The organism is Streptomyces eurocidicus (assembly GCF_002891295.1).
GTDB classification, from domain to species: Bacteria; Actinomycetota; Actinomycetes; order Streptomycetales; family Streptomycetaceae; genus Streptomyces; species Streptomyces eurocidicus.
The window spans coordinates 924904-944312 of sequence record NZ_LGUI01000001.1 but is presented as its reverse complement, the minus strand read 5'-3'; the positions used below and the strand labels follow the sequence as shown (position 1 = coordinate 944312).

Below are 19409 nucleotides of genomic sequence, written 5' to 3'. Positions count from 1 at the left end.
GCGTGGGTGCGGTCGTCACCCACAGGGGTGAACTGCTCCCCTGTGCAGTCGAATTAGTTGCGGCAGGCCGGCGGGGAGCGGCATTGTGGATGAGCGGACACGGTGCGTGACGACCCGGCGGTTGGGGGAAGGCGAAACAGTGATGTACAGGAACGGTGCGTTCGTGGTGGACACCCGTGAGGGGCGGCTCGCGCAAGTGATCGGGGGTGCGGGGAAGCGCGTCAGCGTGCGGCGGCCGGGCGGTGGCCAGGAATGGGAAGTCCCCTTCAGCGAGCTGCGGTTGGCGACGCGGGAGGAGCGTCAGGCCGTGGGGCTATGGCCGTCCGACCCGTCCAGCGGACTGTACGGCTGCCCCACCTGCCCGGAACTGGACGCGGCATGGCGGGAGGCCAACGCCCGTGGGGACGAGGCCAGGGCGGGGGACGCGCTCGTAGCGCAGCGTAGGCATTGGCGGGCGCACATGCGGGCGGGAGGGACGGCGTGAGGAGGCGCTGCGAGCACCGCGGTCGTTGGACGCATCGCGGGGGCGAGTCCCGGTGCGAGGAGTGCGGAACGGTCCGCTTCACGGATTACGGCCCGCTCCGGCTGCCGGAGCCACCGGAGGCCGTGAGGCCGGACCCGGCGCGGGCCCGGAGGGCGGACAGAGCGGCAGCGACATACGTGGCGCGAATGCCGAGACGCCGGGAGTGGTGGAGTTTGGCCACACCGGTGGTGGCTCAGGTGCTCTGAGGGGCGATGCGGACCGTCGGCCTCTGAGTACGGATCCCGCTCACCTGGCGCCGGTCTTGGCGAGCGGCGGGGAGGCGGTCCCGAGGCCCTTACGGGTCCGATGGAGGAAGTCACGGACGGCCGGTTCGCGCCGCCAGGGGGTGAGGGCATCGTTGAACTCGCGAACGTAGTCCAGCGCGCGGGTCGATTTGACGCGGGTGAGGATGTCGACGGAGCGGTTGCCCAGTTCCAGGCCGTGGTCGAGGTCGCGGGCCTGGAGATGGGCGGTTCCCACGATCGCCAGCCGCATCCCGACGGAGCGGGTGAACACGCCGGGCTGCATGGCGGCGGCCTGCTGGTTCCAGGTCAGGGCGGTCTTGGGGTTCTTCAGGTCCCGGAAGACCTCGGTGGCATCGGCGGACAGCCGCGCGTGGTGATAGAAGTCGATCCACCCCGGCTCGTCTCCGTTGTCCTCCCGCGTCCGCTCCAGGAGGCTTTCCGAGGTGGCCAGGGCCTGTGAGGCGGCCCGCCCGTCTCCGGTTCGTGCGTGAGCGCGGGCTTCGATGAGCTTGGTGAAGGCCAGCACCCGGGGCACCGCGTCGTGCTTGGCGCGTTCGAAGGCGCCCTGGGCCATGTCGATGGCTTCCTCGGCGAATCCGCGCATGAGGGCTTGCATGGCCATGGTGGTCAGGACATAGCAGCCGAGCTGGACGTCCCCGCCGGCCCGGGCGAGGCGGAGGGCCTGGATGAAGTGCCGCTGGGCGACCTCGTGCTGGCCGACGTCGAAGGCCGTCCAGCCGGCGAGCCGGGAGAGTTCGGAGGTGACGGAGAACAGCTCGCGCCCGACCTTGTCGGAGAACGAGCCCTGCAGCAGCGGGACGGCCTGCTGTTCGAGGCAGGTGGTGACGGAGTTGGCCCGCCAGTTCCCGCCGCCGTATTTGGAGTCCCAGCGGCGGGCCTCGTCGGCCGCGTCCCGCAGTTCCTCCAGGTCCAGGCGGCCGACCTGTGTCCCGCCGCGGTGATGGGCGGTGTCGTCGGCGGGGGTGACGAGCCAGCGGGTGACGGGGGTGGTGAACGCGGAGAGCGCGAAGCTCGATCCGGTCAGGAAGTCGCGGCGGTTCACACTGCTCCAGAACGAAGTGGCGACGCGGACGGCATCGGCGGGTTCCCTGGGGAAATCCAATCCCAGGTCCGCATCCGGTGTCTCGGCCTCGCCCATGCCGATCTCCGTGAGCGGGACCGGGCGGCCGAGCCGTTCACCGACTGCCTGGGCAAGGAGCCGGGGGACCGGCCACTTCGGGGTCATGCCCCGGCGGCACCAGTTCGCGATGGAGGTATGCGAGTAGTCGCTCTGGATCCCGGCGGCCTGGGCGAGCTGGTTGATGCGGTGGGCGAGGGCTTTGTGACTCGCTCCGCTGGCTTCGATGAGCCGGGCCAGGTCCGCATTGGGCGGACGGGTCCGGCGGACGGTCGACGCCACGGGCGTCCCCCTCTGCCGATTCCAGTGACCTTTGCCGCGGATTCGCACACGTGGCTGAGCACAGAAAGCCGTACGCGAATCCCGCGCGTCGGGTCACCGAGGGTATTGCCTCCCCGGCCGGGGGTGAACCCGGTCTGCGAGTTGTGAGCCCCCCTGCGAGCCCTCCCCCGCGATCTTTCCCAGCCGGTGTGATGAGGGTCCGGGTCGCGGCCGGGATCCGAGGAAAGCTCTCCCGGCCGCGACCGCCGCCAAGGCATCCCAACACTCTCGGGGGTGAACCAGATGTGCGGAATCGCAGGACTGGCCGGAGCTGATGCGGCCCGGCACCAGACGACGGTCTGGGCGATGGGCATGTCTCAGTCGCACCGCGGACCGGACGGCACGCTGCAGGCCGCTTCATCGGACGGGCGAGCGGTGCTGGCCATGAACACCCTGCTGATCGTCGATCCGGCCGCCCAGCCCGGCCCCTACCTCGACGCTGCCAGCGGGCTGCTGCTGGCCTTCAACGGCGAGATCTACAACTTCCGGCAGCAGGCCACCGCCTGGGGCATCCCGCTCGCCGACCGTGAGACCGATGCCCACCTGGTGCTGCGGGCCTGGGCCAAGCTCGGGGCGGCCTGCCTGGACGGGCTGGACGGCATGTTCGCGCTCGCCCTCTACGACCCCAGGGCCGGCGAGGCCGGACGGCTCTTCCTGGCACGGGACCGGCTGGGCGAGAAGCCGCTCTACTGGCGCTTGGACGGCGGCCGGCTCGCGTTCGCCTCCGAGGTCACCACCCTGACCGGCTACGGCGTGGCCTCGCTCGTCGTCCGCCCGGAGATGCTGGCCATCGAGACCCCGACCGGTGTCGAGACCCCGTTCCAGGGCGTTCAGCTGATGGCTCCGGCGAGCCTGCTGTCCTTCGACCTCGCGTCCGGGTCGCTGGAGCACACCACCTGGTGGCACCTGGAGGACCGCGAGCCCTGGCAGACCGGCTACGAGCCGGCGCTTGCCCGCTTCTCCGTCGTCCTGGCCGAACAGATCCCGCTGCGAGCCCCCGCAGGTGACTTCGCGCTGCTGCTGTCGGGCGGCCTGGACTCCTCGGTCCTGGCCTACCTGATGCGGCCGCCGGTCTGCGTCACCGTCCGCTATCCGGGGCAGGACCGCCTGGACGAATCCCGGATAGCCACCACCATCGCCCGGGACATCGGCGCCGAACTGGTCGTCGTCGAGCCGGACACGGCCGACTTCACCACTGTCCTGCCGCACATGATCAACGCGTTGGACTACCCGATGGGCAACGCGTCCACCTTCTCTGAGTACATGGCCTACCGGGCCGTAGCCGAGCGGGGTCTGAAGGTCGTGGTCGGCGGGCTGGGGCCGGACGAGTTCCTGATGGGCTACGTCCGCCAGGCTCTGGTCCTCTTCGGTCCCGAAGCGGTCCTGGACGCCGGACTGGAGGCGTACAGGCCCCTGGCGGCCAAGCTCCTGCACACCGCCGGGGAGCCCCTGGCCCCGGCGGAGGCCGCCGCCCGGCTGATCCTTCGCGGCCCCGATCCTGACGGCAGGGTCCGTGAGCTGGTGGCCGACGCCTTCACCCGGTCGGGCGGTGATGCGGCCCGCGCGCTGACGCTCGCCGAGCTGGCGACGGCCTGGCGGCCGCTGGTGATGACCAGCGACAAGCTCGCCTCCGCCTTCGCCCTGGAGCGGCGCTCGCCCTTCCTCGCCCGCGACCTCGTCGAGTTGTCCTACCGGCTCCCGGCCGACCACAAGATCAGGGAGCCCGCGGCCGGGAAACGCATCCTGCGGGACGCCGCCAAGGCCCTGGGCCTGCCCCGCGAGGTCTGGGCCAGCAGGGACAAACTCGGCTTCGCGTCCCCAGTCCCCGCCTGGCTGACCGGCCCGCTCGCCCAGTGGGCCGACGCCCGGATCCGCACCGCCCTCGACGACGCCCCGGGCACCCTCCGGCCGCTGCTGGAACGCGGGCTGGAGCCGGGCGGACGGTTCGACCGCTCGCGGATGCAGGCCCTGATGGCAGCCGCCTGGTTTTCCGACCAGACGGTGAAGGCTGCCGCATGACGAACCCTCACGTCACTACGGTGTCGGGATGCACTCCGACACCACCACCGCCAAGGGCCCGTCCACCGCCCGCGGGGCCGTCGCGATCATCACCAACCGCAGGGGCGAAGTCCTGATGCACCTGCGCGACGACCTCCCCGACATCGCCTGGCCCGCCCACTGGAGTCTCCTCGGTGGGGGCACCGACCCCGGCGAGACCCAGGCCGAGGCGATCGTCCGCGAACTCGACGAAGAAGCCGGCCTCACCGCCCGGGACCTGACCGAGCTGTTCGAGGTCCGTGACGAGGACGGCTCCGGCCAGCTCATCACCTTCTTCGCCGCCACCTGGGACGGCGACGAGAAGAGCCTCCCCCTGGCCGAGGGCGTCAAGCTCCAGTTCTTCGCCCCCGAACACCTGCCGGTCCTGACGATCCCGCCGTTCATCCGGGACGGGATCACCCGCTGTCTGGCCGCCCGGCCCGCCTGACACCCCGCCCTTCCGGACGGGGCACCAGGGGGTGGGGCCGGGCGGCCCCACCCCCTTCTCTCTTCCGGAAGGACGAGCGCATGAAGCTCACCGTCATCGGCTGCGGCTACCTCGGCGCCACCCACGCCGCCTGCATGGCCGAACTCGGCCACGAAGTCCTCGGCATGGACACCGACCGCGACAAGATCCTCGCCCTCGGCGCCGGGAAGGCCCCGTTCTTCGAACGCGGCCTGGACGACCTCCTGGCCAAGCACACCGCGAGCGGACGGCTGAAGTTCACCGCCTCCTACGCCGAGGCCGCATCCTTCGCCGACCTGCATTTCCTCGGCGTCGGAACCCCTCAGCGGACCGGGGACAACGCCTACGACCTCAGCGACCTCTTCGCTGCCGTCCGCCGCCTCGCACCCCGTATTTACCGGCCCACCGTCGTGGTCGGCAAATCCACCGTCCCGGTCGGCACCGCCCCGCGCGTCGCAGACATCCTCCGCGAGGCGGCCCCGGCGGGCGAGCAGGCCGAGGTCGCCTGGAACCCCGAGTTCCTGCGCGAGTCCTCCGCCGTCGAGGACACCCTCCACCCCGACCGCCTCGTCCTCGGCTTCACCAGCGAGAACACCCGTGCCGAGACCGTGCTGCGGCAGTGCTTCGCCAAGATCATCGAGGCCGGGACGCCGACGATCACGACCAGCCTGGCCACCGCCGAGCTGGTCAAGGGCTCGGCGAACGCCTTCCTCGCCACGAAGATCTCCTTTATCAACGCCATCGCCGAGGTCTGCGAAGCAGCCGGCGCCGACGTCCACCAGCTCGCCGAAGCCCTCGGCCACGACACCCGCATCGGCCACCGGGGCCTGCGGCCCGGGCTGGGCTTCGGCGGCGGCTGTCTGCCCAAGGACCTCCGAGGCTTCATGGCCCGCGCTGACGAACTCGGCGCCGACCAGGCCCTCGGCTTCCTCCGCGAAGTCGACGCGATCAACAACCGCCGCCGCGCACGCATGGCCGACCTAGCCCGAGAACAGCTCGGCGGCACTTTCAAGGGCAAGCGCATCGCCGTCTGGGGAGCGGCCTTCAAGCCCGGCACCGACGACATCCGGGACTCGCCCGCCCTCGCCGTCGCCGCCCACCTCCACCGGCTCGGCGCCGAGGTCACCGTTTATGACCCCAAGGCTCTGGACAACGCCCGCAAGGCTCACCCCGAGCTCGACTACGCGGACAACGCCTTTGACGCCGCCGAACGCGTCGACCTGCTGCTGCACCTGACCGAGTGGCCCGAGTTCACCGGCATCAGCCCCGAACGGCTCGCCACCCGCGTCGCCCAGGCCAAGGTCATCGACGGACGCGGCACCCTCGACCCCACCCGCTGGCGCCAAGCCGGCTGGACCCACCGAGCCCTCGGCCGCCCCTGACCCGCCCTACTGCACCACCACCTCCGCCCCGGCCGCACTGACCGGGCCGAGCCTGTCTTCCGAGAGCCTGCCCGGAACTGGACGCGGCCTGGCGGGAGGCCAACGCCCGGAGGGCGGACGTCGCCGCGGCGGAGTGGATCTCACGCATGGCGCGCCGCCCGCTGTGGTGGGGGTGGGCCCAGGCGGCGTAGGCGTAGGCGTACGGCGCGGCCCGGACCGGCCGAATCCCGGGCGCCGCGCCGCCCCTCAGCGCCGCCCCTCAGCGCCGCGCCGCCCGTCAGTGCCGCGCCACACCTCGGCAAGTGCCCGGGAGATCGTGTCGGGGGCCTCGTCCGGGCGGGCCCGCCAGTGGGGGCGGTACGTGCCGGGGGGCGGTGGGGCGGAGCCGCCGGTGTAGACGGCCAGTACGCGTTCGCCGGGGCGGATGAGCTCCTGCTCGATGGCGTCGAGGGTGCCCGCGAGGGAGTAGAGACCGGCGCGTTCCCTGGGCTGCCCGTCGCTGTCGCGGGCCACCGTCACCCCCGCTTCCTGGAGCATGGTGATGGCGTGTGGTTCGAGGCGCCGGTAGCGGGTGTTGGTGAGGTGGCGCACGGTGCCCCGGGAGGCGGCGCAGAGCCGGCGCATCCGCTGGACGAGTTCGTCGGTGAGGGCGCGCCGGAAGAGGGTGGGTTCCACCATGTCGGCGTCCGGGTCGCCCTTCCGGCCGGTGAGGGCCTGGACGAACGGTGTCACCGCCTCCTGCTGGATGCCGAGGAACCGGGGCACGCGCATGGCCGCGCGGTCCGTACGACGGATCTCCTGCACCCCTTTGTAGAAGCCGAAGGGCCCGAACGCGCTGGAGATCGCCTGCACATGCCAGTCCCACTGGCGGCCCAGCTCGCGTGCGGCGTCCCGTAGGAAGTACGCGCGCATCTTGTTCGCCTCGTCCTGGTCGCGCTGGGTGGGCGCGACGGGGATGCCGGAGGTCCGCGCACAGGCGGCCATGGTGGCCTTGATGTGCTGCTCGCTGGCGTCGATCTCGATGAACCGAACGGTCCCGGCCCGGGCGAGGCGCGGCACGATCCGCCTGCGGGAGGCGGGCGGGTGCAGGAACACGGCGTGGATGCCGGCGTGGGCGGTGTAGGCGGCCATGGCGTTGGCGGTGTTTCCCGAGCTCTGGCCGAGGATCAGCGCCTGGTCCTCGCCGAGGCACCGGGCGACGGTGACGCACGCGAGCCAGGACTTGAAGGTGCCGGTGGTGTTGGCGGTGGACAGGTCCAGCACGTCCAGGGGGACCTCGTGGTGGGGTGGTAGCTGCACGATGCGGCCGCTCTCCTGGAGGGACGCGCGCCGGATGAGCTCCGGGGCGGTGTCCAGGTGGGCGGCGTACCGTTCGATGACGCTCGTGCCCTGCGCGTAGATCTCCATGATCTCCCCGTTTCTGCCCCCACCCCCGTTTCCCGCGCCGGCTCCTGAGCCCGGCGCGGGACTTGGCGCCCCGGGCCCGCGCGGTGTGCTCGCCCGGGCCGCCCGGGGCGGGGCGGCGGGGGCGGCGGGTCAGCGCTGAGCGGTGAGGTTGGCGCGCAGGTAATCCCCCCAGCGCACCGGCGGGTGTGCGGTGGTGCCGACGGGCGGCGGGAAGGATTCGATGAGCGCGTCGTGGTCGGCCCCGCTGACGTACAGCAGGGACAGCAGGTCCTCCTCCGGCACCTCGGCGGGCGGCGGGGCCACCCTGTGGCGGCAGGCGGGCCACCGGTCGCCGGACCAGCGCGAGAGGAGTTCGCCGACGGTGACGGAGAGGGTTTCCGGTGTGCAGGGGGCGTCCAGCCACCTTCTGTCGGCGGTCTCCAGCTGCAAGCCGCCGAGGCCGAACTCCCGGTCGATGACGGTCAGTGCGCCGAGGTCGGTGTGCGGGCCGACGCGGTGCTGCCCGGGGCGGGTGGGGCCCAGGTGGCGCAGGGAGGGGTACCACTTGAGGGCGCCGGCGTGCGTGGGGTCGCGCCGGAACGCCTCGAAGTACCGGGGCGCGGCACCCAGGGCCACCGCGCACACCGACAGGAGTTCGTCGCTCAGCGCCCGCATGCGCCGCAGGAACTCCCCGGCCGCGTCCTGGAGCCGGGGGACCTCGGCGGGCCACCGCTCGGAGCGGCGGTCGTCCAGATCCTGTGATCCGGTGGAGCCGCCGGAGCGGAAGCTGAAGGTCTCCTTGAGGTCCGGCGGGCGGCCGGGCGCGATGGGGAGCGCGGGACTCCAGCCGCTGCCGCCCGTGCCGGCGGTGTAGCGCTCCTTCACCTCGGCCGGGAGGGTGAAGAACACGCGGGCCAGCGACCGCAGTTCCGAGCGGAGCAGCCGGGGCAGCCCGTGGCCGGTGATCAGGCAGAAGCCGTGCGCGCGCAGGGCGGTGTCCAGCCGGGCGGCGACCTCCTCCCGCGTCCGCGGACCGCCGTCCCGCCACTGCTGGAGGTCGATGAGCGCGATGTGATCATTGGTATGCATGTCGGTCATCGCGGGCCTCTCGTTTCATAGCCCTTGATTACGCTTTTAGCAGGCATCTATTTCTAATGGCCCAACTATGGGTAAATCTCACTCTCGTGAGTGAGGTCGGCGGCGGGGAAAACGCCGCATGCTGGGTTCGTACGGGCCCTACGGCCATGGACCGGCGGCCGCGCGGTCGCCACGGAAGGCGGTCGGCATGCGAACGCCCAGCGGCCCCGACGACATCGGCCGGTCGGGTCCGGCGCAGGTCAGGGCCTTCGCCCGGACCGAGATCGGGCCGTATCTGGCCGAGCACGGAGAAGCGGACTACCCTCGCCCCCTCGTCCGGCGGCTCGCGCAACTGGGCGCGTTGGGGGCGACCGTACCCGTGGAGTACGGCGGGTCGGGCTGGGCCCGCGCGGACGTGGCCGGGATCGGCTACGAACTGGGGCGCGGCTGGCAGCCGCTCGCCGGCCTGGTGGGCACCCACCTGAAACTCTGCCGGCAGGTACGGCGGCACGGCACCCCGGAGCAGCGCCGGACCTGGCTGGCGCCGATGGCCCGCGGCGAGACGGTGTTCGCCCGCGCCTACCACGAACAGGGCGTCGGTCACCCCTCCAGGCTGCGCAGCAGCGCCACCCGGCACGGCGGTACGGGTGTGCTCCACGGCCGTAAGAGCTGGGTCACCAACGCCCGTGACGCGGACCGGATCCTGGCCGTCGCCCGGAGCCCCCACGCCGTCCTGGGGGTGTTCGTGGATCCGGCCCGGCCCGGTGTCGTCATCGGCCCGGAGCTGCCGCGTCCGGGCATGCTCGGCGTCTCCCTGGCGGAGATCGCCTTCACGGGCTACGAGTTCGACCCGGACGAGGAGGTCCTGGGCGGATGGGGGCACGACCTCACCGAATCCCTCCTCGCCCACGACGTGACCAGCTATGTCTCCCGCGCCCTGGGTTCGGCCGACGCCGTGCACGAGCAGGCCCTGCGCTTCGTGCGGGACAGCCTGGACCAGCGGCCGGCCGGGGTCCGGGGCGCGGTGCTGCTGCGGGTCGGTGAACTGGCCACGCGGGTGGCGGTGATGCGGTCGGTCCGGCAGAGCCTGCTGGGGCCGGAGCCGCCGGTCACGCCGGACGAGGCCAAGGTGTTCTGCACGGCGCACCTCCAGGAGGCCGTGCGCGAGGCGGCGCTGCTGTGCGGGGGAGCCGGCTACGCCGCACCCGAGACCACCCTGGGCCGCCACTACCGGGACGCACTGGCCCTGCTGATCGTCGGAGCGCCCAACGACGCGCTGCTGCAACGCATCGGGGAGCGGGAACTGGGTGTGGAACCGGGTGTGACGGTGAAACCGGATGCCTGAGCGGCGCCCGTGGCGAACGGGCTAGCCGTACGCCGCGGCCAGGGCCCGCCGGTCCGTCTTGCCGGAGGTGGCCACCGGGATGTCCGGCACGAAGTGGATGTCCGCCTCCGGGCAGGTGAGGCGCGTGTCCTCGTACAGCCACCGGCTCAGTTCCCGGCCCGTGACGGCCCGCGGATCGGCGACCACCGCCACGTGCGGCCGGCCACCGGCCGTACGGCCACCGGCGGTGGGACGGCCGGTGAACATCGCCGAGGCCGCGACCGCGGGATGGTCGTCGAGCCGTCCTTCGACGTCCGCCGGGCCGACCACCCGCCCGTCGTCGGCCTCGACGGTGTCGGCCAGCCGCCCCAGCACGGTCAGATAGCCGTCCTCGTCGAGCGCCCCCGCGTCGCCGGTACGCAGCCATCCGTCGCGCACGACGCGCGCGGTGAGGTCCGGGCGCCGCCAGTAGCCGCTCATGGCCCCCGGCCCCCGGACCCAGATCTCGCCCTGCCGGCCCGTCCCCAGCTCCCGGCCGGCCCGGTCCCGGACGGTGAGGTCGACACCCGGCACGGGCCGCCCGCTGGTACGGAGCCGGTCGGGGCGGCCGGCGTAGTCGGCCGGTGTCAGCTCGGCGAGCAGGCCGGCCTCGTTCTGCCCGTAGCGCGTGTGCACGATCGGACCGAACCGCCGGATCGCCAGCCGCAGCAGGGCCGGGGAGACGCAGTCGCCCAGGAACGAGGTCCTCCGCAGGCTCGGCGTGTCCACCGCCGCCTCCGGGCCGGTGAGGATCCGGCGCCAGCCGCGCGGGAAGAGGCTCACCTCGGTGATCCGCTCGGCCGCCACCGTGGGAAGAAGACCGGACGGCTCGATACCGGCCCGGGTGACCACCGTGCCGCCCGCGGCGAGGGTGACCGCCGCGAGGCTGTTCGGCACCGGCCCCAGCCGGTAGGCCACCAGCGGGCGCATCGGCCCGCGGGCCCCCTCGTACGGGCGGAACAGGGGCGGCCGTCGCGCGCCGAAGGCGAACGTCGCCCACTTCAGGGCGCCGCCCGTGCCCCCGGTGAGCCACAGCGCCCTCGGGTCGGCCGGCCGCGCGGTGACGGCGAACGGCTCCGGCGACTCCCGCCGGGCCTCCGCCGAAAGGTCCCGGGCGCCCGGGTGCGGTCCCAGCGACAGCAGCGGCACCCCGTACCGTGCGCTCAGCCGCTCGCACAGGTCGGCGGCGCAGCTTCCCGGGGGCGCCGCCGACGGGTCGACGACCACCGCGTCGGGGCGTGTGGCGAGGGCCGTCTCCCACTGCCCGTCCAGCGACCGCAGCCACACCGGCAGCACCAGATGTCCCGCCCCGAGGGCGTTGACGGCGTAGCAGAGGGGGAAGGCCCGGGCCCGGATCGGCAGGCCCAGCGCCACCACGTGCCCCGGTGCCACCCCCAGGCGCCGCAGGGCGCGGGCGAAGCGGAAGGCGAGGTCGCGGACCTCGCCGTACGAGAGGGACTCCCGCTCGTCCTCGAAGGCGACGCGCTCCGGGGTGCGCGACAGCAGGGTCAGGACGTCTTCGGCAGCCTCGGCTCCGTCGGTCACGTCCCGCTCAACGACCGTGGGTGCTCCGCCGGTTCGCCACCGGGCCGATCCGACCACCTTTGAGCGAATACGTCCCCGATCGCGGGCGCCGGCCCGCCCCTCGCCCCTACGGTGAAGGGAGCGGTACGCAGCCCCCCGCAGCCCGACGCACTCCACGCCAGGAGGCACGCCATGTCGGACAGGAGCAAGTCGCCGCACGCGATCTGGGCCATGGTGGACCTTGTGACGCCGATGGCGATCAGGGTCGCCGCCACACTGCGCATTGCCGACGGCATCCACCAGGGCCGCCGCACGGCGGCACAACTGGCCGCGGCCAACGGCGCCCACCCCGATACCCTCGCGAGGCTCCTGCGGCACCTGGTCACGGCGGGGGTGCTCGCCCGGGAGGAGCGGGAAGGGGGTGAGGAGGCGTGTTACGCGCTGACGGAGACGGGCGAGGCGCTGCGGGACGACCACCCGGGCGGCGTCCGCGCCCTCCTGGACCTCGACGGTGCGCCCGGCCCCGCCGAACTCTCCTTCGTACACCTGCTGCACAGCACCCGCACGGGCACCAGCGCCTACCCCCTCCTGCACGGCCGGCCGTTCTGGGAGGACCTGGCGGCGGACCCGGCCCGTACCGCGCACTTCAACACCGTCATGGCCGCCGACGCCCGCCGCTGGGCACGGCGGATCGCCCCCGCCTACGACTGGGGGACCCTGCGCCGGGTGCTGGACGTCGGCGGAGGGGACGCCACCCTGCTGACCGAACTGCTCCGCGCGTACCCGGCCCTGCGCGGCACGGTCCTCGACCAGCCCGCCACCGCACGCTCCGCGGAACGGGCGCTCGCGGCCGCCGGGCTCGCCGACCGGGGCGACGCCGTCGGCGGAAGCTTCTTCGACGCCCTGCCCCCGGGCTACGACGGGTACCTGCTCTCCGCCGTCCTCCACGACTGGGACGACGACTCGGCCCGCGCCGTCCTGCGCCGCTGCGCGGAGGCGGCGGGCCCCGGCGGCCGGGTATTCGTGATCGAGAACGCGGACGCGGGTGCCGACGGTGAGTCCCCGAACACGGCGATGGACCTGCGCATGCTGGTCTACTTCGGCGGACGCGAGCGCGGAGTCGCCGAACTCGTCCGGCTCGCGGAGGAGTCGGGCCTCGGCACCGTCGCGGTGCACCGCGCGGCGGACACCCTCGTGGTCCTGGAGCTCGTCCCGGCCCGGTGACACCGCCGGGCCATCCGGCGCGGCCGGGACGGGCGTCGGCCTCGTACGGCTCGCGGGCGTCGAACGGGCGGCGGCGGGGCACGACGCCGCGATCAGCGCCGCCGTGGATCTGGCGGCGCGTCCGGGGCCCGTTCGCTACGCCTGGGCCGGAAGTGAAGGGGGGCGGGTCCACCCGAGGCGATGCCGTGCGTCGCCTTTGCCGGATTGACAGCCTCCATCATGATATGACCGATATGCGTGCACGGTGGCCGTGAGCTGGGACCAGCCGCCACCGGCACGCGTGCCGACAACCGCACATTCTCGGAGGCAGGCAATGAGTCTCGTTCACCGGCGGACGGCCGCTGTCGCGGCGGGTGCCCTTCTCGTACTGGGGGGCGCCTCGCTGGCGGCACCCGCGCAGGCGGTTCCGGGCGGTGGGACCGCGCCGAGCGCCCTCGCCGCCCCGGAGCCGGAGCCGGAACCGGACGGGGATCAGGGCCGGTACCAGGGCAGGGGCCAGGACCAGGATCAGGGGCGCGGCCAGGGCCAGGGCCAGGGGCGGGGCCAGTACGAGGAGGGCGCGGGCGGCGGCCATGTCCCGTACGGGGAAGGCCGCGCCCCGGGTGGCGGCATCCTCAGCAGGCTCGGCGGCGGCCTCGGCGGCATCCTGGAGGCGCTCGGATCGGCGGCCAGGTCCTGAGAGAGGCGGAGCCGGCTTCCCGTCGCCCACCACCGGCCCGGCGAACCTTTGCGGTCCCGGCGTCAGACGCGGACCGGGGCCGGGGCGCGGGAAGGGACGGGGGCCAGGGCGAGGAGGAAGCAGGCGCTGCCGTGGGGCATGAGGTCGAGATCGATGCCCATGAGCACGATGCCGACGAGGACCAGGAGCACCATCATCATCCGTGATACCCCGGAGGCCACCCTGACGCGGCCTGGGAGCGGGCCTCGGGGGTGCCCCTGAGGGACGCGGACAGGGCTCCGGGGCCGTTCGGGGGTGGGGTGATGGCGACGGCGGGGCCGGATCAGTTCGGCGGGCGGGGCGGCCTGTAACGGCGGGCCTGGACTCGTTCGGCAGATGGGGGGCGACGACGGCAGGGGCGGATCCGTCCGCAGGCGGGACGGCTGACGACGGCGGGGCCGGATCCGTTCGGGAGGCGGGGCGACGGGCAGCGGTGGGCCTGGACTCGTTCGGCAGGCAGGTGGGCAGGACGGTCGGCAACGGCCGGGGGCGGATCCGTCCGCAGGTGGGACGGCTGACGACGGCGGGTCCGGGTTCGTCCGCAGGCGGGGTGGTCGACGACGGCGGGGCCGGACTCGTGCCGCAGATGGGGTGGTCGACGACGGCGGGGAGGGGGCCGGGGCCGCAGGGGCAGGGTTCTGGACGCTTACGTGTATTTGCGGCGCTCACCGGCCGGGAAGCCGGGGAACGACCCGCAGCGCGCCGTAAATATACGGTCCAGGACCCTGCCCCGGAGGCCCAGGCGCCCGCACCACCCACGCGCCCCACCACACCCGCACCACCCACACACCCGCACCCCCACGACGCTTGACCTTGCCCCCAAGGGCAACGTTTAGCGTCGGTGACGGCGCGACGAGAGGTGAGCGGCATGAGGATCGGCGACCTGGCGAGGCAGGCCCGTGTGACGACCAAAGCGGTGCGGTACTACGAATCGCTCGGGTTGATCACACCGGACCGGCTGGCCAACGGCTACCGGGACTACACCGACAACGACGTCCGGCTCGTACGCGAGATCAGGAACCTCGGGCAACTGGGGATCCCGGTCGAGCGCACCCGCCCGTTCCTGGAGTGCCTGGCGGCCGGTGGCGAGCACGGCGACGACTGCCCGTCCTCGATGGCCGGTTACCGCGAGGCCATCGACGACCTGACACGCCGGATCGACGGCCTCACCGCCCGCCGGGCGGTCCTCACCGCGCACCTGCGCGCCTCCGCCTACCGCAACAGCATCGCCACCCCCGACGGAGGAGAACCGATGACCCGCACCCACGAGCAACTCCCGCCCGGCCTCCCCGTGCCCGAGGACGACGGCGCCGCCGACCACCTCCCCGGACTCGCCCTGCCCGGCCTCGCGCTGACCGCCACCGACGGGCGAACGGTCCGCCTGGACGAGCTCGGCCCCGGCCGCACCGTCATCTACCTCTACCCGCTGACCGGCCGCCCGGACGTCGACCTCCCCGAGGGCTGGGACGCCATCCCGGGGGCCCGCGGCTGCACGCCCGAGTCGTGCGGCTTCCGCGACCACCACCAGGAGTTGCTGGAGGCGGGGGCGGAGCGGGTGTTCGGGCTGTCCAGCCAGGACAGCGCGTACCAGAGGGAGGTCGTGGAGCGGCTCGGGCTCCCCTTCTCCATGCTGTCCGACCCGGGACTGTCGCTGGCGGACGCACTGGGGCTGCCGACGTTTTCGGCGGGGGGCGGGCCGCGGTTGTTCAAGCGGCTGACGATGGTGGTGCGGGACGGGCGGATTGAGCATGTGTTCTATCCGGTGTTTCCGCCGGACGCGCATGCGGGGGAGGTGCTGGGATGGCTGCGGGGTAGTGCGTGAGCGAATAGCGAATAGCGAATACGGGAGCGGGGGGGGGAGAGAGAAGAGATCATTCGCCGTCGGCGGCGGCACCGGTGCCGTTGAGCGTGTCCTTGAGGGTGTTCTCGGTACAGACGATGAGGTCACCGGTGGAGCTGATGACCTTGCTGCCCTGCTGGACGGTGTCGTTGACGGGGTTGCCGTTCGTGACGGCGGGCTGGGCGTCGCCGCAGCCGACGCCCGCGGCGGAGGCGGGGCCGGAGCCGATGAGGAGGATGCCTGCGACGAGGGCGCCGGCCGCCGCGGTGACGAATGCGGCCTTGGGGGTGCTGAGCATGGGGATTTCCTTCCGGGGTGGGGGAGTCGTTACTGCACGGGGATGAAGGACCAAGTGCGGTAGAGGTCGTTCATGTTCGTGGTCTTCTTGTCGATGTGTGGACGGCTCTTCGTCCCGCGGCCTGCTGTCAGGGAGCCCGTCCGCAGCTTGCCGTCGTCGACATAGGAAAAATGGATCCGGTGCTTGCCGGGGTTCCAGCTCCACACGGGGGCGGCCGCGCCGTCGCAAGGGCGGAAGGCGGCAGGGGACTGGTAGATCAGGCCCCCGGCGCCCAGGCAGGACGGCACGGTCGTCGGCTGACCTTGCCGGTAGAGGCTGATGAGCTTGCCGTGGCCCGCGCCGTCACTGGTCCACCGTTGCTGCGGCGCGTACTGCTCGTCGCCGCACTTCCGGAATGCCGGACCGTTGTCCGTAGCGGTCAGACACTTGTTTGATCCTGACGTCCCGGCGCCGAGCTGGAGCCGGAACGTCCAGGTCGGCAGCGGCCTGTCGCGCGTGGTCTCGGCGGCCGCGGTGCCCGGTACGAGGGCGGTCGTCGCGGCCACCGCCGCCAGCAGTGCGGCCGCAACCCTGAACGGACTGTTCCAGGTCATGGAATTCCCTTGTCGACAACGCTGAGAGGGGGTCGGCACACGCGTCGTATCCGTGGCGCTCACTCCACCGGCACGATCGTCCAGTTGCGGAACTTGCGGCTCTCGCCGGCCACGCTCGGGGCGAGTCCCGCGATGTGATCGCTGCCCAAGTGGGCCGCGAGGTAGCCCGTGCTCGTACCGGTGTTGGTGGGGTAGAGCCAGTGGATCTCATGCTCTCCGGGCTGCCACCTCCACACATGGGTGCGAGCCGGTTCCGTGTCGCAGTCGAACCACGAGGTGGGCGTGGGATCCCGCGGGAGGGTGACGAAGCCGGATCCCACGCAGTAGTTCAGGCTTCCCGACTCCCGCTCGTAGACGCTGATGAGCTGGCTGGGGTCTCCGCCGCCGGAGGTCCACCTCTGCTTGGCCGGGTAGGCGCCGCACTTCCTGAAGACGAGGTCGTAATCAGCGACAGTGAGGCACTCATCGGTGCCGTGCCGACCCGAGCCGAGCTGCAACCGGAACACCCCGCTCGGCAGCGGCATGTCGGCCGTCGGAGCGGCCGCCGCGGGCGACAGCGTCGCGTTCGGCGTCAGGACGGCGGTCATGGCCAGCGCGGCCACGGCCGCGCGCGCCGACCGCCGACGGCGCTGGGGCCACGCCCCCGCCGCCCGATCTCCGTAGCGCAACAGCGCGCCCACTCGTAGGCGGGCGCGGTCGGCCCAAGTCATGACGGACTCCCTCTCGTACACGGCGCGTGGGGATGCCGCCCGGTGATCCCGATGCGGCGGGGTGCCACTGTGATCGATGGGGAGTCCGCGCCGTAAGGGGCACCGACGGGAGCTCGATGTGCGTAAGGGGAGCGGATCATTCCTGCGCGCCTGCGGGGGCATCGCGCTCCGGGCACGGGCCCGGGGCCCGCGAGCGGCGGCCGGGGCCGGGCGAGAGAGGAAGAACAGCACGGGCCGGCAGGCCGTCCGGCCGATCTCGCGAGGGCGCGCCTCTTGACGCCGAGGGGTGCATTGTGGCTGGTCAGGGCGGTGTGCGGGCGTTTTTGGGCCTCGTTCATAGTGTCCGGCATGGACTTTGACGTGGTGGTGGCCGGAGGCGGCCCGGTGGGACTGATGCTGGCGTGCGAGCTGCGGCTCGGGGGCGCTCGGGTGGTCGTTCTGGAGCGGCTCACCGAAGTGGATTCGACGATCAAGGGCGCGGCGATCACCACGCCCGGCGTCGAGGTGCTCTACCGCCGGGGCATGCTGCCCGCGCTGGCCGAGGTGGAGCGGCAGGCGATGGAGCGCCTCCGGGCGTTCCTGCGCGAGCGGAACGACGAGGACGGGGACGGCGACGGCGCCTCCGGTCAAGGGCTCAGGTTCGTCGGGCACTTCGCCGGGATCATGCTGCGCGCCGACCGGGTCGACCGCACGGCGCCGGGCTTCGGTGACGCCGGGCCCGCCGCCGGGATCGGCTTCGTGGCGCAGCAGGAGGTCGAGCGGCTGCTGGGCGAGCGGGCGGCCGAACTGGGCGTCGACGTCCGCCGGGGCGTGGAGATGACGGGCTTCGACGCCGATGACGCGGGCGTCACCGTGCGGACGAACGACGGGCCGGTACGCGCCGGCTGGCTGGTGGGCTGCGACGGCGGCCGCAGTACGGTCCGGAAGCTCGCCGGGTTCGACTTCCCGGGAACGGAACCGGAGATCACCTGTCACCAGGCGGTCGTGGAGATGACCGGTGCCGAGGACCTGGCGATCGGCTGGACCGCCACGGACACCGGGGTGTACGCGTACGGGCCGATGCCGGGCCGCGTCGTCACCGTGGAGTTCGGCGGGCCGCCGGCCGACCGGGAGGCGCCGGTCACCGCCGAGGACCTCCAGGCGCGGCTGCGCCATGTCTCCGGCGTGGACGTCACGATCACCGAGGTGCGGACCGCGACCCGCTTCACCGACCACGCCCGCCAGGTCACCGACTACCGCAAGGGGCGGGTGCTGCTGGCGGGCGACGCGGCGCACGTGCACTCCGCGTTCGGCAGCCAGGGGCTGAGCCTGGGCATCGGGGACGCGATGAACCTCGGCTGGAAGCTCGCCGCCGTGGTCGCGGGCCGGATGCCGGAGGGGCTGCTGGACACGTACACCGCCGAGCGGCACCCGGTCGGCGCGTGGGTCCTGGACTGGACCCGGTCCCAGATCGCGGCGATGCGCCCGGACCCGCAGTCGAGGGCGTTGCGCGAGATCGTCAGCGATCTGGCGGAGACGGTCGCGGGCACCACGTACCTCATCGGGCGGCTCGCCGGCTCCGGGGTGCGGTACGAGCTGCCGGGCGGCCACCCGCTGACCGGCCGTAGCGCCCCGGACCTCGAACTCTCCGACGGCAGCCGCCTCGCGGACCACCTCCACGGCGGCCGGGCGGTCCTGCTCGACCTCGCCGACGACCCGGAGCTCCGGGCCCGTGCCGCGGGATACGCGGGCCGTGTCGACGTCGTGACGGCGGCCTGCCCGTCCCGTCCGGAACTGGCGGCGGTCCTGGTCAGGCCGGACGGCTTCACGGCCTGGGCGACGGACGCGGGCACTTCGGGGCTGGCGGAAGCGCTGGGGGAGTGGTTCGGGGTGCGGGAGGGGGCGGTGATGGTGGGCTGATCGGGGGCGGGGTGGGGCGGCGCTGCGCGGGGCTTTGTCCCCTACCCGCCCCTTCCCGGAACTGGGGGCTTCGCCCCCAGGCCCCCTTTCCGCGCTTCGCGCGGTGTCCTCAAACGCCGGACGGGCTGATTTTCAGCCCGTCCGGCGTTTGAGGACCGGGGTCCGGGGACAAAGCCCCGCGCAGCGGCACCCCCACCCCCGCTACCCCAGGAACCGCTCCAACCCCTCCACCACCAACGCATGGTCATCCCCCTGCGGCAATCCCGACACCGCCACGACCCCCACCACACCCGTCCCCCGAACCCGTACCGGAAACGCCCCGCCGTGGGCCGCGTACCGGTCGGGGTCCAGCCGGGAGGAGTCCTCGAAGGTGCGGCCCTTCGCGCGGAAGCGGGCGCCGACCAGGTACGACGACTCGGCGTAGCGTTCGACCACGCGGGACTTGCGGTCGATCCAGGCGTCGTTGTCGGCCGATGTGCCGGGCAGCGCGCAGTGGAAGAGGCGCTGGCCGCCGCGCCGGATGCCGACCGTGACGGCCGCGCCGCGCTCGCGGGCCAGCGAGACGAGGAGGGAGCCGAGCTCCCACGCGTCGTCGTTGCCGAAGTGGTCGAAGATCAGCCGCTGTTCGTCCGCAGCCAGGCGGGAGACCTCGTCATCCATCCGGG

The 19409-nt window shown here is 73.0% G+C and carries 18 protein-coding genes; 9 read left to right on the top strand and 9 right to left on the bottom strand.

Annotated elements, in window-relative coordinates:
- The first annotated feature begins 480 nt into the window (after nucleotides 1-480).
- Nucleotides 481-729, top strand: a complete 249-nt coding sequence (locus AF335_RS36545; RefSeq protein ID WP_221504914.1) for a DUF6255 family natural product biosynthesis protein — start codon at nucleotides 481-483, stop codon at nucleotides 727-729.
- Between the two features lie 40 nt (nucleotides 730-769).
- Here the strand turns inward: AF335_RS36545 and AF335_RS04230 are convergent, their stop codons facing one another.
- Nucleotides 770-2188, bottom strand: a complete 1419-nt coding sequence (locus AF335_RS04230; protein ID WP_102916833.1) for an NsdA family TPR-like regulatory protein — start codon at nucleotides 2186-2188, stop codon at nucleotides 770-772.
- A gap of 282 nt (nucleotides 2189-2470) precedes the next feature.
- Between AF335_RS04230 and AF335_RS04225 the strand changes: the two genes are divergently transcribed.
- The 3 genes from AF335_RS04225 (at nucleotide 2471) to AF335_RS04215 (ending at nucleotide 6112) form a co-directional block, all read left to right on the top strand.
- A complete protein-coding gene (locus AF335_RS04225; protein WP_102916832.1) occupies nucleotides 2471-4246 on the top strand; it encodes an asparagine synthetase B family protein in 1776 nt (591 codons plus the stop codon).
- Nucleotides 4247-4274: 28 nt separating this feature from the next.
- Nucleotides 4275-4712: an NUDIX domain-containing protein gene (locus tag AF335_RS04220; RefSeq protein ID WP_102916831.1), complete on the top strand. Its 438-nt coding sequence runs from the start codon at nucleotides 4275-4277 to the stop codon at nucleotides 4710-4712.
- An 80-nt stretch (nucleotides 4713-4792) separates the two neighbouring features.
- A complete protein-coding gene (locus AF335_RS04215; RefSeq protein ID WP_102916830.1) occupies nucleotides 4793-6112 on the top strand; it encodes a UDP-glucose dehydrogenase family protein in 1320 nt (439 codons plus the stop codon).
- A 246-nt stretch (nucleotides 6113-6358) separates the two neighbouring features.
- Here AF335_RS04215 and AF335_RS04210 read toward each other — a convergent pair whose 3' ends face one another.
- The gene (locus AF335_RS04210) at nucleotides 6359-7519 is read right to left on the bottom strand and encodes a pyridoxal-phosphate dependent enzyme (protein ID WP_102916829.1); all 1161 of its coding nucleotides are present in this window, start codon (nucleotides 7517-7519) and stop codon (nucleotides 6359-6361) included.
- Between the two features lie 129 nt (nucleotides 7520-7648).
- On the bottom strand, nucleotides 7649-8596 hold the full coding sequence (locus AF335_RS04205) for an isopenicillin N synthase family dioxygenase (protein ID WP_211304072.1): 948 nt from the start codon (nucleotides 8594-8596) through the stop codon (nucleotides 7649-7651).
- 187 nt (nucleotides 8597-8783) lie between these two features.
- Here AF335_RS04205 and AF335_RS04200 point away from each other — a divergent pair, with 187 nt between their 5' ends.
- Complete coding sequence (locus AF335_RS04200) at nucleotides 8784-9920, top strand: acyl-CoA dehydrogenase family protein (protein WP_170127573.1); 1137 nt, start codon at nucleotides 8784-8786, stop codon at nucleotides 9918-9920.
- 21 nt (nucleotides 9921-9941) lie between these two features.
- Here AF335_RS04200 and AF335_RS04195 read toward each other — a convergent pair whose 3' ends face one another.
- Nucleotides 9942-11483 carry a class I adenylate-forming enzyme family protein gene (locus AF335_RS04195; protein WP_170127572.1) on the bottom strand — a complete coding sequence of 514 codons (1542 nt, stop codon included), beginning with the start codon at nucleotides 11481-11483 and terminating at the stop codon, nucleotides 9942-9944.
- 171 nt (nucleotides 11484-11654) lie between these two features.
- Between AF335_RS04195 and AF335_RS33915 the strand changes: the two genes are divergently transcribed.
- Together AF335_RS33915 and AF335_RS04190 are read left to right on the top strand one after the other, a co-directional pair.
- A complete protein-coding gene (locus AF335_RS33915) occupies nucleotides 11655-12686 on the top strand; it encodes a methyltransferase (protein ID WP_146045423.1) in 1032 nt (343 codons plus the stop codon).
- Between the two features lie 313 nt (nucleotides 12687-12999).
- Nucleotides 13000-13365 (top strand): hypothetical protein, encoded by a 366-nt coding sequence (locus AF335_RS04190; protein WP_102916826.1) that lies wholly within the window; start codon nucleotides 13000-13002, stop codon nucleotides 13363-13365.
- Nucleotides 13366-13427: 62 nt separating this feature from the next.
- On the opposite strand, the gene AF335_RS34385 is transcribed toward AF335_RS04190, so the two are convergent.
- The gene (locus AF335_RS34385) at nucleotides 13428-13565 is read right to left on the bottom strand and encodes a hypothetical protein (RefSeq protein WP_170127571.1); all 138 of its coding nucleotides are present in this window, start codon (nucleotides 13563-13565) and stop codon (nucleotides 13428-13430) included.
- A 707-nt stretch (nucleotides 13566-14272) separates the two neighbouring features.
- On the opposite strand from AF335_RS34385, the gene AF335_RS04185 reads away from it, so the two are divergent.
- Entirely contained in the window at nucleotides 14273-15226 is a 954-nt protein-coding gene (locus AF335_RS04185) for a redoxin family protein (protein WP_102916825.1), read from the top strand.
- A 49-nt stretch (nucleotides 15227-15275) separates the two neighbouring features.
- On the opposite strand, the gene AF335_RS04180 is transcribed toward AF335_RS04185, so the two are convergent.
- From AF335_RS04180 to AF335_RS04170, 3 genes are read right to left on the bottom strand one after another with little or no spacing between them, the layout of a single operon-like run.
- On the bottom strand, nucleotides 15276-15542 hold the full coding sequence (locus AF335_RS04180; protein WP_102916824.1) for a hypothetical protein: 267 nt from the start codon (nucleotides 15540-15542) through the stop codon (nucleotides 15276-15278).
- Nucleotides 15543-15571: 29 nt separating this feature from the next.
- A complete protein-coding gene (locus AF335_RS04175; RefSeq protein ID WP_102916823.1) occupies nucleotides 15572-16135 on the bottom strand; it encodes a hypothetical protein in 564 nt (187 codons plus the stop codon).
- Nucleotides 16136-16194: 59 nt separating this feature from the next.
- Nucleotides 16195-16845, bottom strand: a complete 651-nt coding sequence (locus AF335_RS04170) for a hypothetical protein (protein WP_146045422.1) — start codon at nucleotides 16843-16845, stop codon at nucleotides 16195-16197.
- A 348-nt stretch (nucleotides 16846-17193) separates the two neighbouring features.
- Between AF335_RS04170 and AF335_RS04165 the strand changes: the two genes are divergently transcribed.
- Nucleotides 17194-18744: an FAD-dependent oxidoreductase gene (locus tag AF335_RS04165; protein ID WP_170127570.1), complete on the top strand. Its 1551-nt coding sequence runs from the start codon at nucleotides 17194-17196 to the stop codon at nucleotides 18742-18744.
- A 201-nt stretch (nucleotides 18745-18945) separates the two neighbouring features.
- Here the strand turns inward: AF335_RS04165 and AF335_RS04160 are convergent, their stop codons facing one another.
- Complete coding sequence (locus AF335_RS04160; RefSeq protein ID WP_376697789.1) at nucleotides 18946-19404, bottom strand: heme-degrading domain-containing protein; 459 nt, start codon at nucleotides 19402-19404, stop codon at nucleotides 18946-18948.
- Nucleotides 19405-19409 lie beyond the last annotated feature (5 nt).

Excerpts from the sequence above, each read along its gene's own strand:
- AF335_RS04225 (WP_102916832.1), top strand. The coding sequence starts at position 2,471 with ATGTGCGGAATCGCAGGACTGGCCGGAGCTGATGCGGCCCGGCACCAG.
- AF335_RS04220 (WP_102916831.1), top strand. The coding sequence starts at position 4,275 with ATGCACTCCGACACCACCACCGCCAAGGGCCCGTCCACCGCCCGCGGG.
- AF335_RS04215 (WP_102916830.1), top strand. The coding sequence starts at position 4,793 with ATGAAGCTCACCGTCATCGGCTGCGGCTACCTCGGCGCCACCCACGCC.
- AF335_RS04210 (WP_102916829.1), bottom strand. The coding sequence starts at position 7,519 with ATGGAGATCTACGCGCAGGGCACGAGCGTCATCGAACGGTACGCCGCC.
- AF335_RS04205 (WP_211304072.1), bottom strand. The coding sequence starts at position 8,596 with ATGACCGACATGCATACCAATGATCACATCGCGCTCATCGACCTCCAG.
- AF335_RS04200 (WP_170127573.1), top strand. The coding sequence starts at position 8,784 with ATGCGAACGCCCAGCGGCCCCGACGACATCGGCCGGTCGGGTCCGGCG.
- AF335_RS33915 (WP_146045423.1), top strand. The coding sequence starts at position 11,655 with ATGTCGGACAGGAGCAAGTCGCCGCACGCGATCTGGGCCATGGTGGAC.
- AF335_RS04190 (WP_102916826.1), top strand. The coding sequence starts at position 13,000 with ATGAGTCTCGTTCACCGGCGGACGGCCGCTGTCGCGGCGGGTGCCCTT.
- AF335_RS34385 (WP_170127571.1), bottom strand. The coding sequence starts at position 13,565 with ATGATGATGGTGCTCCTGGTCCTCGTCGGCATCGTGCTCATGGGCATC.
- AF335_RS04185 (WP_102916825.1), top strand. The coding sequence starts at position 14,273 with ATGAGGATCGGCGACCTGGCGAGGCAGGCCCGTGTGACGACCAAAGCG.
- AF335_RS04180 (WP_102916824.1), bottom strand. The coding sequence starts at position 15,542 with ATGCTCAGCACCCCCAAGGCCGCATTCGTCACCGCGGCGGCCGGCGCC.
- AF335_RS04175 (WP_102916823.1), bottom strand. The coding sequence starts at position 16,135 with ATGACCTGGAACAGTCCGTTCAGGGTTGCGGCCGCACTGCTGGCGGCG.
- AF335_RS04170 (WP_146045422.1), bottom strand. The coding sequence starts at position 16,845 with ATGACTTGGGCCGACCGCGCCCGCCTACGAGTGGGCGCGCTGTTGCGC.
- AF335_RS04165 (WP_170127570.1), top strand. The coding sequence starts at position 17,194 with ATGGACTTTGACGTGGTGGTGGCCGGAGGCGGCCCGGTGGGACTGATG.
- AF335_RS04160 (WP_376697789.1), bottom strand. The coding sequence starts at position 19,404 with ATGGATGACGAGGTCTCCCGCCTGGCTGCGGACGAACAGCGGCTGATC.